13 protein-coding genes and 1 pseudogene are annotated in these 14,782 nt (G+C 66.5%); 7 read left to right on the forward strand and 7 right to left on the reverse strand.

Annotated features, from left to right (window positions below; all coding sequences use genetic code 11):
* The first annotated feature begins 67 nt into the window (after positions 1 to 67).
* The 7 genes from JX613_RS10870 (at position 68) to JX613_RS10900 (ending at position 7,620) form a co-directional block, all read left to right on the forward strand.
* Positions 68 to 1,003, forward strand: a complete 936-nt coding sequence (locus tag JX613_RS10870) for a DUF2493 domain-containing protein (protein ID WP_207101480.1) — start codon at positions 68 to 70, stop codon at positions 1,001 to 1,003.
* Between the two features lie 518 nt (positions 1,004 to 1,521).
* Positions 1,522 to 2,004, forward strand: coding sequence for a DUF3768 domain-containing protein (locus tag JX613_RS10875; protein ID WP_207101481.1), 483 nt, complete (start codon positions 1,522 to 1,524; stop codon positions 2,002 to 2,004).
* A gap of 104 nt (positions 2,005 to 2,108) precedes the next feature.
* Positions 2,109 to 2,429 carry a hypothetical protein gene (locus JX613_RS10880; protein WP_207101482.1) on the forward strand — a complete coding sequence of 107 codons (321 nt, stop codon included), beginning with the start codon at positions 2,109 to 2,111 and terminating at the stop codon, positions 2,427 to 2,429.
* A gap of 261 nt (positions 2,430 to 2,690) precedes the next feature.
* Complete coding sequence (locus JX613_RS10885; protein WP_207101483.1) at positions 2,691 to 2,966, forward strand: hypothetical protein; 276 nt, start codon at positions 2,691 to 2,693, stop codon at positions 2,964 to 2,966.
* Positions 2,967 to 3,344: 378 nt separating this feature from the next.
* Complete coding sequence (locus tag JX613_RS10890) at positions 3,345 to 3,794, forward strand: DNA mobilization endonuclease VirD1/MobC family subunit (protein ID WP_207101484.1); 450 nt, start codon at positions 3,345 to 3,347, stop codon at positions 3,792 to 3,794.
* Positions 3,775 to 5,670 (forward strand): relaxase/mobilization nuclease domain-containing protein, encoded by a 1,896-nt coding sequence (locus tag JX613_RS10895; RefSeq protein WP_207101485.1) that lies wholly within the window; start codon positions 3,775 to 3,777, stop codon positions 5,668 to 5,670. Before JX613_RS10890 ends, JX613_RS10895 begins: the two co-directional genes overlap by 20 nt.
* A 12-nt stretch (positions 5,671 to 5,682) precedes the next feature.
* Positions 5,683 to 7,620 (forward strand): type IV secretory system conjugative DNA transfer family protein, encoded by a 1,938-nt coding sequence (locus JX613_RS10900; protein ID WP_207101486.1) that lies wholly within the window; start codon positions 5,683 to 5,685, stop codon positions 7,618 to 7,620.
* Positions 7,621 to 7,741: 121 nt separating this feature from the next.
* On the opposite strand, the pseudogene JX613_RS10905 reads toward JX613_RS10900, so the two are convergent.
* The 7 genes and pseudogenes from JX613_RS10905 to JX613_RS10935 all read right to left on the reverse strand — a co-directional run.
* Positions 7,742 to 8,134, reverse strand: a pseudogene (locus JX613_RS10905) (GAF domain-containing protein); the annotation flags it as partial.
* Between the two features lie 302 nt (positions 8,135 to 8,436).
* On the reverse strand, positions 8,437 to 9,327 hold the full coding sequence (locus JX613_RS10910) for a LysR family transcriptional regulator (protein WP_207101487.1): 891 nt from the start codon (positions 9,325 to 9,327) through the stop codon (positions 8,437 to 8,439).
* A 10-nt stretch (positions 9,328 to 9,337) separates the two neighbouring features.
* Positions 9,338 to 10,003, reverse strand: a complete 666-nt coding sequence (locus JX613_RS10915) for a hypothetical protein (protein ID WP_207101488.1) — start codon at positions 10,001 to 10,003, stop codon at positions 9,338 to 9,340.
* A gap of 82 nt (positions 10,004 to 10,085) precedes the next feature.
* Complete coding sequence (locus JX613_RS10920; protein WP_207101489.1) at positions 10,086 to 11,096, reverse strand: NAD(P)H-binding protein; 1,011 nt, start codon at positions 11,094 to 11,096, stop codon at positions 10,086 to 10,088.
* Between the two features lie 763 nt (positions 11,097 to 11,859).
* Positions 11,860 to 12,867, reverse strand: a complete 1,008-nt coding sequence (locus tag JX613_RS10925; protein WP_207101490.1) for an ATPase, T2SS/T4P/T4SS family — start codon at positions 12,865 to 12,867, stop codon at positions 11,860 to 11,862.
* Positions 12,864 to 14,240 (reverse strand): TraB/TrbI/VirB10 family type IV secretion system protein, encoded by a 1,377-nt coding sequence (locus JX613_RS10930; RefSeq protein WP_207101491.1) that lies wholly within the window; start codon positions 14,238 to 14,240, stop codon positions 12,864 to 12,866. Before JX613_RS10930 ends, JX613_RS10925 begins: the two co-directional genes overlap by 4 nt.
* The gene (locus JX613_RS10935; RefSeq protein WP_207101497.1) at positions 14,240 to 14,722 is read right to left on the reverse strand and encodes a TrbG/VirB9 family P-type conjugative transfer protein; all 483 of its coding nucleotides are present in this window, start codon (positions 14,720 to 14,722) and stop codon (positions 14,240 to 14,242) included. Before JX613_RS10935 ends, JX613_RS10930 begins: the two co-directional genes overlap by 1 nt.
* Positions 14,723 to 14,782: the final 60 nt, after the last annotated feature.

A 14,782-nucleotide genomic window follows, 5' to 3' on the forward strand; every position in this document is an offset into this window, starting at 1 on the left:
CGGTGCGCTTCGACGCCTGCGAAGGCCGCGAGGAACGCGGATCTCGCCTCATCAAAGGACACAGCCGATGACACAGGATACCGACAACCAGGGTGCCGAGCCGGTCCACACTTCCTCCCAGACCGACCATGTCCTGACCGAACTCCAGCTCTACGGCTGGCGCCCCTTCCAGGATGAACCCGATCCAAGGCCGCTGCCCGACGGCAACGCGGTCGCCACCGCGGTCAGCGATATCATCGACGCCCTTGTGGCCAGCCTTTCCGAGACCCGCCTGGAACCCGATCTCGAGGAACTGCTCTGGGGCACGGTCAATCTCTTCCATCGCGCCACGGCCCGAGTGGAGCGCGATCTCGACATGAACGAGCAGGCGCAGCGCCGACTGCAGCGCGAGCAGGATGGCAGCGAGGTGAAGTCGGTCGAGCTGGAGCGTCTGACGGCCGAGGGCCAGACCCTGATCGAACGGCGCGACGGCATGGAGCTTTTCCGCGATCTCGCCGCAGAGGCCTTCGAGCATCACACCGGCAGCGCCTGGCGGCCGCGCGCGGGCTCCATGGTGAACCACCGCCACCTGACCGCCGCGATGATCGACAGCCGCGACTTCCTGGCCGCGAAACGCAGGTCCGAGACCGAGGTGATGCTGCCCCCTGGTCCCAAGGTGGCGCTGACCGGCGGTGCGGACTTCAACGATCACCGGCTGATCTGGGCCAAGCTCGACCAGGTCCATGCCAAGCATCCCGACATGGTGCTCCTGCACGGCGGATCGCCCAGGGGGGCGGAACTGATCGCCGCCCGCTGGGCCGATCACCGCAAGGTGCCGCAGGTGGCGTTCCGGCCCGACTGGGCGAAGCACGCCAAGGCCGCGCCCTTCAAGCGCAACGACGCGATGCTCGATGTGCTTCCCGTGGGCGTCCTGGTCTTCACCGGCACCGGCATTCAGGAGAACCTGGCCGACAAGGCCCGCAAGCTCGGCATCCCGGTCATGAAGGTCGATGGCGGCGCGTAAGCGCCGTCCCTGGCCTGAGACCGCTGGTGCGATCCTGCACCGCCTGAATCAGGTCCATAAACCGGGCGGGGGTTCACCTCCTCTCCGGTTTCAAGGGCCAATCCTGGAGAAGAGTCGATGGTGCTGGGAGGAGGGAAGGAGCAACACTGCGGTTGCGCGGTGCAGGGGGGATTTGGACAAGCCGAACGCCCCCTGCCAGGCAAGCTCCGGGCCTGCCTTGACTGTTGCCGGAAGGAAGAAAGAGGGGAACCGCCGGTTCCCCCGTCAACAAGAAAATGCTGCGTCCCAAGGGCCACCCCCATCTTCCGCGCCGCCGGGCGGTGGCTTGTGCAGACGGGGCCCCCGACCCTTGGGCCTTGATTTTCCTGTTGCCGGGTCCCCCTCCCGCTCTCGCCGAGGGGCAGCCCAGGAAGGTGAGACGCGCCCGAGGGCGCGGCTCGCCTTCCCGGGCCGCTCCCATTCTGGAAAAAGGGGACCAAGCCGGGAAGGGACCGCCAGATCAGACAGGAGGTTCCGTCATGGCGCGTTATCAATGCATATCCTGCAAAGCCATCCAGACGACCGCAGGTTTCGAGCCGGATGCCTGCCGCGCTTGCGGCGGGCCGGTCTTTGATCTGGACCGCTACGAGGCGAGCCGTGCCGAGGCGCGGATCATCGGCACGCAGAACGATGCCTTCCGCACCGCCCTTGGTCCTGCCGAGTGGCAGGGCGAGATCCTGCGCGGGCGGGTGGTCGTCACGCGCGGCATCTGCGCCCTGGGGCTGGACTTCGTGGCGGCGGCCCTGATCCAGGTCCGCGATGACACCGCCTTCATGGACGACCATGGCGCCGACGGCGCCCGCAGCTTCGGAATGCCGGATGTGCCGCATGAAAACGGCGTCGTGCGCATCTATTGGAAGATCGACCTTTACGACACTGACGGGCTGATGGGACCGGAGGTGGAAACCGATCCTGCCCAGACCATCCGCATTCTGACCCTGTGCCTGCCGGAGGAATACTGATCCCGGCCGGGCGGTCCCGAGACAGGGGCCGTCCAAGTCCCGCAGTGACGTGGCCCCGGCGTGCCCGCGAGCGCGGCAGGGCCACCAGATCAGGAGGATATGACATGACCGAGAAACCAATCCTTTCCGTCGATGGCGGAAGCGAGACCTATTGGCAAAAGCGCAGGCGTGCCTTCCGGCTGATCCGCAACGCCGAGCTGGCCGCACAGCGCGTCAAGACGGCACCGCTGTATCTGCACGGCGGCCATGACGAGAACGGCGACGTGATCCCCGTCGAGAATATCGAACCCTGGGACGACCTGGGCAATGCGATGGCCGCTCTTGAGGCCGACGCCACGGCGCTGAGCATCCTTGCCGCGCAAGGCCGCACCCACATCGGCGGCCATGCCGTTGCGGGGGTGGCCAGCAGCCAGGATGCGGATTGACGCGCGGACGGCAATGGCGCAAGCCGTTGCCCGTTCGCTTGGCCCTGCAAGCAACGACAGCACGCCCCTTTTCTGATCGACGCTCCTCTGTGACGCTGCCCAAGAGGACGGCATGAGTCATGTCGTGGACCATCACCGTTCTGATCGGGCACCGCCCCAGGTCTCGCCTGTGTTCTGCGACGGCCCTCCCGACCCCCATTTGCCTGTTAACCGGTTCTTAAGCCGATCCCCGTATGCAAATCGAGCATAAGGAGAACGCCCATGGGCTACCGGATCACGACCTATGCCGCCTTGCAGGCCAATCTGTCTGCGGCGGGCACGACCGTGGGATTGTGCCGCGCTGCTCTCGGCAGGCTACCCCTGTCGGACGATGAGCGTGCCGAGACAACCGAGCGGCTCCGGAAACAGATGGGGGATCTTGATGCGATGATCCTGGAACTGAGCCGGCCTGGGGGAAAGCAGGGCATCCCGTTCGTCAGGACGCGCCGCCGGAAAACGCCCGCACCACGCCGCAACGACATCCTGTCCGGAGGCTAGTGCCAGCTGGCCCATCACCCCTGACTGCCCGATGGCCTTTGCAAGGCCGCGTCGGCATGGCTTGGCTTCGATCGGCGGCTGCTTTAGTCCAGCCTGCACCAAGGTGGACATCCCGATTGCCACACGTGGAGGTGCTTGCCGTCCATGCTGACCCTGGACCCCTACGAATGTTGCCGTAGCGGAAAGAAGACCGTGACAAATGCCCCGGATTGTGGGAGAATGAAGTGGTAGGCATGGCAGGAAATGCGCAATGTCTACAGCAGTGGACAGGAGCGCCCCATGGCCCTTCGAGACACGCCCCCGACCCCGGCAGATCCGACACGCCCCGGCGATGACGCCCTGGTGTCCCCCAAGCCGCGCGTCCGCTCCAGGACTGCCGTGAAGGCGACCACGAGCCGACCCCACCGCAACCGGGAGACCGCCACCACAGAGGGCAAGTCCGTCTCCGCGCGGCTGTCGCCCGCCGAAGTGGAGGCGCTCGAGGCCCTGAAGGCTCGCCATGGCCTTGGCTCGAACTCGGATGCGCTCCGCGCCCTGGTGCGCTCCGCCTCGGGGATGCTGGAGACGGAGCCGGCCACGGCGGCCGGGCTGGAGGCGGTCCGGGCCGAGCTGCACGGGATCGGCGTCGCCGTGAACGCGATCGCCCTGGCGGCGGGCCAGGGCCGGATCGATCCGGGATCCGAGCACTGGACGACGCTGAACGCGCTGCGGCAGGTCCTGCCGGAGATGCGCTCCTATCTGCGGGCGGTGGTGGACGAGCAGCGCCGGCGCGGGATCCGGCTCTTTGCCGAATGGAAGGAGGCCGAGCGTGGCGAGCCTCGCGGATGACCTGATCGGCGAGATCCGGCTGCGCCGCGCCGGTGGAAGGGCCGCGCGGGACAGCGGGTTCGGCAAGACGCGGGGGCGCCGGTCGGGGGCAGGGGGGTCGTCCTTCTCGGCGCGGGCGCGCGATCTGTGGCGGGTGGGGCAGGGCTCGAATGCGGCGGTGCTGAAGAAGATCGCCCGCGGCGGCACGCAGACGCCGGGCCGGCTCAAGGCGCAGCTTCGCTATCTCTTCACCAAGTCGCATGCGCTCTTCGGCAACACGATCGGGCTCGATCCCGAGGCGCAGGTGCTGTCAGCCGAGCAGCGCCGCGCCATCGCGCTGGACTGGTCGGACGGCTGGCGGGGGGAGCCCAGGAACGGCCACACCACGCATCTGCTGATCTCGTTCCCCTATGATCTGTCGCCCAAGAAGGCCTTGCGGATCGCCGAGGCCTGGGCCTTCGAGATGTTCCAGTCCGGCACCCATCTGCAGGATGAATGGGCCTATGTGGCGGCGCTGCATACCGACCGCTCGCATCCGCATGTCCACATCGTGGTGAACAACCGCGGGCTTGAGCATGGCGAGTGGTTCTTCATGGCGCGTGACCATGCCTTCAACCTGGCCACCATAAAGGAGCGCCTGGTCGAGATCGCGGGCGGCATGGGGGTGGAGCTCGACGCCTCCTCGCGGCTCGAGCGCGGCATCCTGACCTATGGGCCGAGCCGCGCCGAGATCGAGGGGGCGGCGCGCGAGCATCGTCCGGTGCGCGAGCGGGCGCTGCATGGGCCGGCGCTCGAGGAGGGGCTGGCGGTGGTCAGCCGCAGCGCCGCCACGCTGCGGACACTGGCGGGAATCGCGAGCCTGGCCCGGCTCAAGGAGGTGAAGCTGCGCATGGAACGGGCGGCCGCGATCCTGGAGACCGGCGGCATCCTGAGTTCGAAAACCCTGGAGGGTGAGAGGATGGACATGCAGAACACGGACACGCCGCAGACCCGACAGAGCCTGGACCGGGTGTTTGCCGCTTGGCTGGACCGGGTCGAGGGCGAGATCGCCACCCTTGGACCAAAGGACCGGCGCGAGATGCGCACGGAACTGGCGGAGGTCACCCGGGCGATCCTGCGCGATCTGGGCGATGCGCGCGGGGCCGCGCTGGTGATGGAGCCGCCGCGCTCGGCGCTCTACCGGACAGAACTGGACGAGGATGCCATCAGGCGGGGCACCATGACAAAGGCGCTGAGCAGGAGCGCTGTCCAGGAGGTCAGGTCCGCGGTGTTCGAGGCCGCCGAGGCGATCGGCATCGAGCGGTCCGCAATGGCGCGGCGGCTCGAGCATCCGGCAGCAAATGCCTGGCAGGAGCGGGAATGGGTCAAGGCCGATCTTCAGGCTGTCTCCAGAGCGCGCGGTCTCGATCTGGACCATGCGGACCAGCGGCAGCAGACGGCAGAGGTGCTGGACCGGTTCTACGCCACCGCCGCCAAGGCGCTGAACCATGCCCTGGGGATGGAGCATGCCCGGGAGACGGTCCACAGCCGCGACAGCGATCGCCTGGTCCGGACCCTCGAGACGCTGGCCCGGGTGCACCACCAGCATCGTCGTGTGGCGTTCGAGCGGGAGGACCACGCCGAGCGCTTTGCCGCCGACCTGAAGGAGCGCTACGGCGAAAGGGTGATGGCGCAGATTGCGGCTGGCGATGACCGCGCCCTGGCCTCTGACTTCCCTGAGGCCCGCCAGCGGCGCGAGATCGCCCGCGCCTTGGTGGCGGCCGCCGAGAGCCACGAAAGCATGGGCCTGAGCCGGCGGCAGACGGAGCTCGCCCGGGAACGGCTGCTCGCGCGCGGGCACCACCACGAGAGACCGCAGCATGAGCTGCGCCGCAAGGATCACGATCTGGATCTCTGAGGGAGGCAGGCCATGAACCGGATGATCGTTGCCATTCCGGCTGGGCTGGTCGCCGGAGCCCTGGTCGGGCTGATGATCGGCGGCCTCTGGCTGCATTGGCACTTGGGCACCAACCCGAACGTCGGGCATCCCTTCGTGCTGATCACGGACTTCCCCGGCCTGCGGATGGCGGGGCAGGATCCCTGGCGCTCTGCCTATGGGATCGTTCTGGCAGGTGCCGTGCTTTTGTCCCTGCTGGCCGTGGTGTTCACCCTGACCCATCGGCTAACCACTTACGGCAAGGCGCATTTCCAGAGCCGGCGCCAGATCCGGCGAAACGGGCTCCTGCAGCCCGTGGGGGCAGGGCTGGTGTTCGGCAAGCTCGGCAAGCCGCACAGGAAGGGCCGCTTTGTCTCGGGCAGCTACGACCGGTTTCCGCATGCTCTGATCGCCGCCCCGACCCGTTCGGGCAAGGGCGTAGGGTACGTGATCCCGAATACGCTGCTCTTTCCCGGCTCCTGCGTGGTCATGGACGTGAAGGGCGAGATCTTCGAGGCGACCTCCCGACACCGCCAGGCGCAGGGCGACCGGGTGTTCCGGATTGCACCGTTCGATTTCGAGCACCCGTCGCACCGCTACAACCCGCTCGAGCGGATCAGCAGGATCACGGATACCGATCAACGCTTCACCGAACTCTCCAAGCTCGCCAGCTATTTCCTGATCCCCAAGAACGAGAAGGGCGGCGCCTCGGACTTCATCGTGGGGGCGCGCCAGCTCTTCGTGGCCGGCGGCATGCTGGCCATCGAGCGCGGCACGCCGACGCTTGGCGCCATTGCCCGCATCCTCTTCGATACCGGCAACAAGGAGGCAGCCTACGCCGCGCTGGCGGCGGAGGCGCGCCATCCCCAGACGGCTACGATCTTTCTCAACTTCTCGGGCCATTCCGACCGGACGCTGTCCTCCTACGCGTCCGTTCTCGATGGGTCGGGCCTTGGCCTGTGGCTGAACCCCCGGATCGACAAGATCACGAGCGCCAATGATTTCTCCTGGGACGACATCCGGCGGCGCCCGCATGCGGTCTATATCGTTGCCAACGCCGACGACATCCCGACGCTTTCCCCGCTTCTGCGGCTGATGTTTGGCGAGCTGATTGCCACCATGCGCGCGCACATCCCCGACCCGGCAACTGAGCCCTGGCCGGTGCAGATCATCCTTGACGAGTTCGACCAGCTTGGCCCGATGCCGATCATCGTGCAGTCCCTCAAGCAGCTTGCCGGCCACGGTGTGCGGGTGTCGATCATCACCCAGTCGGTGCCGGGTCTGGAAACCATCTATTCCGAGAACGAGCGGCTCTCGATCGAGTCCGCCGCCGGCATGAAGCTCTACATCGCCCCCAACGAGAAGAAGACCGCCGGCGAAGTCTCCGAGGCCTTGGGCAAGACCACCCGGCTGTCCCTGAGCGACAGCTATTCCCAGAATGGGCAGGGCCTGCTGAAGCGCTCCCTTTCGCGCCGGAACGAGGAACGTCCGCTCATGACGCCCGACGAGGTCCGCAAGCTCGATCCGGACAAGATCATCCTGATCCCCGAACGGCAGAACCCGATCCTGGTGGACCGGATCGTTCACTGGCAGGACGCCTGGTTCAAGACCATCATCGACGCACAGAAGGGACCGCTTCCTTATCCCGACCCGATCCGGGCAGAACTGGACGATCTGCGGGCTGAGGTCGCATCCTTGCGCGAGACCCGGATGAACTACCCCCTGGCCGAGGAAGCTGTGCCAGGGGAGAGCCAAGATCGGGAGCCCTCCCTGGCACAAGACGTGGCCGGAACCAGCAAGACTGCTGGCGAGGAGGCTGATCCGGCCCTGGCCGCGGCTGCCGCCGACGCCGCCATGACCCGGATGGACACATTCGACGCCAAGCTGCAGGGCAAGAAACGGGAGGGCAATGTTTCGGCTGCAGCATCATGACGGTGGGGCGGATGGCGCAGCACTCGGGTGGATCAGCATAGCCCCTTACGGCATTGGGAGCCATGTGCCTTCAGTGCTGCCGACAGAACGCATCAATCGTGTGTGCTGCTCATATGCTCATTCAAGTCAGTGATGCGGACATCGCCTGCCGCGCAAGCAGAGCCAGTATGCGCAGCTGCATGTCATCCAATTGGCGCGGGACATGGTCCAGAACGCACATGGTCCCGATCGGCAGCCCGTCCGGGGTTTTCAGCAGGGCGCCTGCGTAGAAGCGGATGCCCGGCTCACCGGTGACCAGGGGATTGCACGCGAACCTCGGGTCTTTCGCCGCGTCCGGGACCACCATCAGATCCTCAGCCAGGATCGCGTGGCCGCAAAACGATGTCTCCAGCGGGGTTTCGCGGACGCCAAGTCCGAACTCGGCCTTGAAGAACTGCCGATGCGTGTCGACCAGGTTGACCACGGCAATGGGTGTTCCACACACTTCCGCCGCAATCCGGGCGAGATCGTCGAACTCCGTCTCGCGGGGTGTGTCGAGAACGTTGTAGTCATGAAGCGCTTGTGCGCGGCGGGCTTCAAAGGCCGCCCCTTACAGGTGTCAGTTTACGGTCATCTTGCAATTCGCTCTCACATCCGAACGGATCAGGAACCAAGGTCTAGTCGTTCGTTCAGCGGTTGCAACGAAAAGCTGACAAGCACAGCCACAAGAAATGGCCGAAACTGTCGCCGTAAAAAGCAAGTCTGCTGAGGCGGGACCGTCGGCAGCGCCCTTCTATCTCGGTTCTGCAAGGCAAAGGGTGGTCCCGAAGTCTGTTCTTATTCACGAACATATTGCCCTATGTCTTTGGCCAGATGGTCGAAGACGGCGCGGACCCGTGGAATGTCCAACAGGTCGCGATGCGTGACAAGCCACAAGGGCAGGTGGGCCAGCACCAGTTCAGGCAGCACGGACCGAAGGTTTGGATCCGCCAGCCCCACCGGGCGCTGCACGACCGCAATGCCGAGGCCCGCGCGGGCCGCGGCAAGCTGGCCGGGATGGCTGTCGGTGCGCAGGACGATCCGCGCCAGCACCGGGGCGGGCAGCACCGCCTCGGCCAGGCGGCGATCGGAAGCGGAGCGGTCCGGGCCGATCAGGTCGTGGAAGGCAAGGTCGGCCAGTTCCTGTGGCACCCCGCGCGCCGCCAGATAGTCGCGATGTGCAAAAAACCCGAGCGCCACTTCCCCCAGCTTGCGCGCGACCAGCGCCTCGCCGGTGGGCCGGTGCATGCGCAGGGCCAGGTCGGCCTCCTGCCGGGTCAGGTCGGCGGAACTGTTGGAAGCCGCCACCTCCAGCACCAGGCTGGAATGACGCGTCCGAAGCCGCGCCAGCATGGGCGGCAGCACCTCCTGTCCCACGAACTCGGACACGGCAACACGTACCCTGCCGGCAACCTGGCCTGGATCGGCCGAAGCCGCGCGCAGAAAGGCGTCCGAGGCATGGGCCATGGCACGGGCATGGGCGTGGAGCGCGCGCGCGGCCTCGGTCGGCAGCAGGCCCTGCGAGGATCGGGTGAACAGCACGGTGCCCAGCTTGCGCTCCAGCGCCTCGATGCGAGCGCGCACCGTGGGTTGCGCCTGGCTGAGGGCGCGTGCGGCGGCCGACAGGCTGCCGCCTTCAAACACCAGAAGAAAGGCGCGTTGGTCGTCCCAGGAAACAGGCTCGCTCATCGGATTGATGCTAGCGGCTTGCCGGGCTTGCGCAATCGGCTTTCTGCGGGCTTCGCGTCGTGCCGCCTGATATGGGCGCGGGACCGGACCGGACGATTCGCCTCACAAAGCGCCGGCGACGGCGCTTCTTGATGTCTTGTTGGAACGAGGCCGTATTTTCGGCTCGCGCCAAGCCGACGATCACGCCGCCGCCTGGCTTGCCGTATTTCTCTGCACATCGGAAGGCCGCCACCGACATGATCGGTACGATCAGAAACGACAGAGCCAGGGTGATGACCACCTTGGTCCCGCTCGCCCCAAATGTTGAAAGCAGGCCATCGCCGCCCAGGGGCAGAAGAAACCACAGCGGCAGGGCCAGCAGACAGGCGGTCAGGCCGGCCGCCACCACGGCCCGCGTTGCCACGCCCCGGGGAAGGCAATCGAGTGCCGAGGGAACATGCGATCCCTTTACCGCCACGCGGCCGGACGCAAGCTTTTGGCGAGCAAGCCTCGTGTCGATGAGGACGAACAGCACGGCAATCACCACAAGGGTGAGCGCCAGATCCAAGGCGACACCACCCGGCCCGGTCAGCGGCACGGGGTCGAGAGTGCGCCACAGCCACCAGGTGTAGGCGGCGTTGAGCGTGGCGATGGGAACTGCTTTGCGACGCAGATAGGCGCGCAATGGTGTGGACATGGTCACGCCTTTCGTATCCCCTGCCCAGGGGCCGCATCAGGGGAAGCGTGCGCGTTCCGTCCGCAGGCAGGTGTCCGTCAGGTCAGGCCGGGATCGGCGATGCCGTCATCCGGGCCTCGGGCAGGCATCCCAGGTCTTGGAGGGTAGCGCGCACCGCATCCACGATGGGCGTGCGCGGCTCGGCGCCGAGGATCCCGACAAGGCGGCCGTTGTCGAGGCGCACCGGGTGGCGCCAGACGGGCAGGATGTCCACTGCCTCGCGCGGGAAGCCCCCGAAGGGCGCTGCAAGCCGCATGAGCCACCAGGGAAAGGCGCGCTCGGGCAGGCGCGCGCCCCCCAGGGCCACGGCAACAGCCTCGGGCATCCAGGTGCCGTCGGGATCCCAAAAGCCGTCGAATTGAACGCGCTCGAAAGCCCGAAGCCGTTCCGGCGCATCCAGGAGGCGCGCAAAGGTTTGCGCAAGGTCGGGCAGGTAGGCCCAGGCATGGCCCACACCGCGGTTCAGAACCGTCAGGCGGTTGAGAGGCTTGCCTGGTGTCACCATAGCCTGGGCGAACCAACTCGCACGAACATGGGGGCCGAAGAAGTCGCCCGCGCGCACAATCAGCGCAGGCGCATCGCCCGCCATGGCAGCCTGTTCGAGCCGCGCCTCCAGTTCCTTGCGTATTGCGCCCTTGCGCGAGCGGGGTTGCTGGGGGCTGGTCTCTCGCAGCACGGGCGTGGTCGCGGGGTCGAAGTTGTAGATCGTGCCGGGTAGCACGATCCGGGCACCGCCCGCCGCCTGGGCGGCCGCGATCGTGTTGTCGATCATGGGCAGCACCAGCTTGTCCCAATCACGATAGCCCGGCGGGTTCACTGCATGCACGATGACCTGCGCGCCTTGCGCCGCGCGGACCACGTCGCCCTTGTCCATCGCGTCGCCCTTGACCCACCGGGTCCGGGACAGGCCGTCCTGCGCCCTGGCAGCTGCCCTGGCCGGGTCGCGGGCCATGCCGTGCACCGCCCAGCCATGCGCCAGCAGGGCCTCGGCCACCGCGCCGCCGATCCCGCCCGTGGCGCCCAGCACCAGCGCCGTTCTCTTGTTCTCGTCCATGGTGGCCTCCTGATCTGAGACTCCCAACATGGACCCATCCCGGCTCGACAACGATTGGCTAGACTTGACCAGCCGCTTGCAGAAAATCTGTAAGCCAGGTGGTGTTGAAGCAGCCGATGCGCTTTTCCTTCGAGATGCTGACGAACAACCTGGCGCCCGCTCCCCCTGCCGGGTCTTTCCAGACCTGCACTGGACGCAGTGTGAAAAATGCCCCGCCTGAAGGAGGGAGGCGGGGCATACTCGTTGACCACTGTCCAGTGTTTAAGTGGACAGTCACCAATAACGCTGGTGAGTTGAGGTTCCGGGCAGATGGCCTTTCTAGCGACTTTGTTACAAGATCCCCTGCCCCCGCAGAGGACCTTGTATAGCATTATGTGCCTGCCTCATTAACAACCTGCGATAATCTGTCTTGGTGATGTATGCAAGCAAAAGGTGATCCGGAAACCGATCTTGCAGGCCGATGAGGATGGACTTTGACGCACGCTTGCGCACGAAACAGGAACTGAAGAAGCCGTCGCATGACACACTATGGCGCGGCGCTCAAGCTTTGCTGATTGCTCTATCCTTCGCTAGTCGTACGCTGCCATGTTGCACTTCGTTCTTCCATCGCAGCAAGGTGCGGAGCATCCTTCGTTTTATGGCCTCGCCTGAGGTGAGGACATGGTCGAGCAGTTCGATAAAGCCTGGGTCCTCAACCTTGGGCAAGGCTTCACAGAGCGACTGACCAACTCGGCCTGTCAGTGAGTGCAAGGCCGACCGGGGGCTACATCACGTCCCGGGACTCCCCATCAAGCCCCGGAAACCACGTCTCCAGGATGCCCCGTTCGGTCCCGATTCGCCCGGTCTGCACGATCACGTCGATGGACCCGAGGACATAGTCCAGGATCTCGGAAAGCGTCAGCGGCATGCCCGCACGCATGACCAGAAAGGCGAGCCTGTTGACTGCCTTTCGAGCACTTGTGGCATGGATGGTTGTGACGCTGCCCTCGTGACCGGTGTTGATGGCCTCGAGGAAGGTGACTGCCTCGATGCCACGGAGCTCGCCCAGAATGATCCGGTCGGGACGCAGGCGCAGGGTCATCTCCAGGAGCTTGTCGGCGGAGCGGGCCGAGACCTCCAGCCTGTCGGCGATCAGGCTGATGATGTTCTCCTGGGTTGGCAGCAGTTCGGCTGCATCCTCGATCAGCGCCAGCCGGTGTTTCTCCTCCACCATCCACAGAAGCCGGCGCGCCAGTTCGGTCTTGCCGGATGAGGTGCCCCCGGAGATCACGAGGTTCATGCGGGATTGGACGCAAGCCCGCAGGAACGTGTCCGGGTTGCCGCCTTCCATTGCCAGTTCGTGGATCGCGCGCAGCCGCTTCAGCCGCTCTGTTTCCAGCGAAACGGTCTGGTCGCGCAAGAAGCGGAAGTGACGCGGCGCCTCGCCCGCCAGCCTGCGGCGGAACACCCGGACCGAGATCACCGTTCCGCCCGCCGAGGCAGGCGGGATGATCGCCTGGCAGCGCAGGGTGGCACCTGCGAACGCAATGGTTGTCGAGATCGCCGGCTGATCCTCGGTCAGGGTCAGGCGCTGCTTGTTGGCGATCAGGCCCGCCAAGTCCTTGACCGCGACGGGCGAGAGCGTCACGTCCGATGGAGACATGGCACTATCGCCTGCGCGCTCAACCCAGACCCGGCCGTCAGCGTTGATGGCGATCTCGATGGTAGCCTCGTCGCTCAGCAACGGGCGCAGCACCTGGAGCCGAGTTTCCAGATGGCCCATCTCTGTCATGGGAACATTTCCAGGTCGGCGTTCACCATGACCATGACCACGGCGCCCTGATCGACGCTGATCGTGGCGGGAATGTCGATGTAGTCCTTGATCACTCCGCCGATCGCATCGCTGGCGTTGCTGCCGATGTTTTCCGCAGTGTCGCGGGCGATCCCGTCGTCGCTATCCTCCTCGAAAGCGGCCGCGAGCACCGCAGGGGCGGCGCCGATGATCGACACGGCTGCCGCCGCCGAGAAGCGTGCCAGGGTGCGGGTGTTGACCCGGCCCGTCACGCCAGCCCGGCCGACGCGGTCCGTCCCGTAAGCGGCAAGGTCGACTGATTGCCCGTCCGGCGTCACCACCCGGTCCCAGGCCACCATGATCCGCCGCTGGCCCTTCTCGATGGACGAGCTGTAGCGGCCAAAAAGCCGCGAGCCGCGCGGGATCAGGACATTGGCCATGTCCATCGACCAGACGTCATAGCTGACCGTGGCCGCGACATTGCCTTCGAGCTGGCTGGAGATGGCGTTGGCAAGCGTGGCCTCGATGAGCGTGCCCTGGACCACGGTTCGCGAGGGTTCGGAAATGACCTCCGACTGGACGGCCTCGGAGCGGCCCGCGCGCCGGAAGTGCTCGGCGGCGTCAGACCGCTCGTCGATGCCGCCCGCTCCGTTGTCTTCCCCTGTCCCGCCGCTGCCTGACCGGTATGCCACCATCGCCGACTGCGTGCGGGCTTGCAGCAGCGCTTCTTCCTCGGCACGGCGCGCTTCCATCTCTGCCCGGCGCCGCTCAAGCTCTGCCAGCCGTTGCGCTTCCAGGTCGGCGTGGCTCTGCGTCTGGCTGGCCAGTTCCGCAGCAAGGTCCAGATCGGATTGCAGGCGCAGGTTTTCGCGGGTCAGCTCATCCAGCGCCTGGTCCTTTCCGGCCATGTCGTCTTTGATCTGGTCCAATTCCGCGCGCAGGGCGTCAAGCTCTTCGGATGACGTCCTCGGGTTGGCCCTGGCTGCGGCCAACTCGGCCCGGACCGCCTCGAGTTCTGTCCTGGCCCGCTCCAGGGCCGCGCGCGTTGCCGCCGCATCAGCCTGGGCCTGTGGATCGGCAACCGTGCGCACGGCGGTGCGCGTGTCCGGTGGGGCTGGTGCGGGGTTCGGCTCGTTCTCGGTTAGCGTGAAGCCGTCAAGCCCCGTGTCGTCCTGGAACTCGCGGACGTCCGATGTCGGCAAGGGAGACGGAGCGGGATCCCGCGACGGGACTACCGTCGCCACATAGGCGCCCCCCGCAAGTCCGGCCGCCAGCATCCCCGCAGGCAGCGCCAGGCGCCGCCACAGGGGCGGCCTGGCTGCCGGTGGCTGCATCCGGCGCAGCCGTTCCTCCAGGGGATCGGCTTCCGCCATCAGCGCGTCCTCTGCCCGGCATCAGGCCTCGTGCCCTCCACGCAGACATGGGCGTCGCCATGGCGCAGCACCCAGCGTTCCGAGCGCCCGCCCACGGTGATGACGGTGCCGTTCACACTGGTGTTGACGCTGTACTCCCGGCCCCTTGCATCGGCCCGGAAGACCGACGGGATGGGTGCGCCGGGCGGGATCCGGAACAGGGTGCGCTTGCCGTCATCCGAGATCCCGATTGGCGCGAACTCCGCGGCGCCCCTGCGGCTCAGGACGCGGTAGATCATCGGCACCTCCGCCGGGATTGCCGCCGCCGCGGTCGCGGCGCGTGACCGCGGCCCGCCGCTGCCCGGCACGGTGAACTTCACCGACCAGTGGGGCGTGGCTCGCGACGACTCCACGGCATGGATGAAGTAGAAGTGCCGGTTGGTCTCGACGGTCAGGTTGGTGGTGACGCCCTCGAGTGTCCGTCGTCGAATGATTTGGAACAGGCGGCCTGAGTTTGGTCTGGAGGGCTCTGGCTCTGTGGGTTGAGGTTATGCTGCCTGGCG

Source organism: Paracoccus shandongensis, from assembly GCF_017315735.1.
GTDB classification, from domain to species: domain Bacteria; phylum Pseudomonadota; class Alphaproteobacteria; order Rhodobacterales; family Rhodobacteraceae; genus Paracoccus; species Paracoccus shandongensis.

Bases quoted from the DNA above. Each gene is read 5' to 3' on its own strand.
- JX613_RS10870 (WP_207101480.1), top strand. From the start codon at position 68: ATGACACAGGATACCGACAACCAGGGTGCCGAGCCGGTCCACACTTCC.
- JX613_RS10875 (WP_207101481.1), top strand. From the start codon at position 1,522: ATGGCGCGTTATCAATGCATATCCTGCAAAGCCATCCAGACGACCGCA.
- JX613_RS10880 (WP_207101482.1), top strand. From the start codon at position 2,109: ATGACCGAGAAACCAATCCTTTCCGTCGATGGCGGAAGCGAGACCTAT.
- JX613_RS10885 (WP_207101483.1), top strand. From the start codon at position 2,691: ATGGGCTACCGGATCACGACCTATGCCGCCTTGCAGGCCAATCTGTCT.
- JX613_RS10900 (WP_207101486.1), top strand. From the start codon at position 5,683: ATGAACCGGATGATCGTTGCCATTCCGGCTGGGCTGGTCGCCGGAGCC.
- JX613_RS10910 (WP_207101487.1), bottom strand. From the start codon at position 9,327: ATGAGCGAGCCTGTTTCCTGGGACGACCAACGCGCCTTTCTTCTGGTG.
- JX613_RS10915 (WP_207101488.1), bottom strand. From the start codon at position 10,003: ATGTCCACACCATTGCGCGCCTATCTGCGTCGCAAAGCAGTTCCCATC.
- JX613_RS10920 (WP_207101489.1), bottom strand. From the start codon at position 11,096: ATGGACGAGAACAAGAGAACGGCGCTGGTGCTGGGCGCCACGGGCGGG.
- JX613_RS10925 (WP_207101490.1), bottom strand. From the start codon at position 12,867: ATGACAGAGATGGGCCATCTGGAAACTCGGCTCCAGGTGCTGCGCCCG.
- JX613_RS10930 (WP_207101491.1), bottom strand. From the start codon at position 14,240: ATGGCGGAAGCCGATCCCCTGGAGGAACGGCTGCGCCGGATGCAGCCA.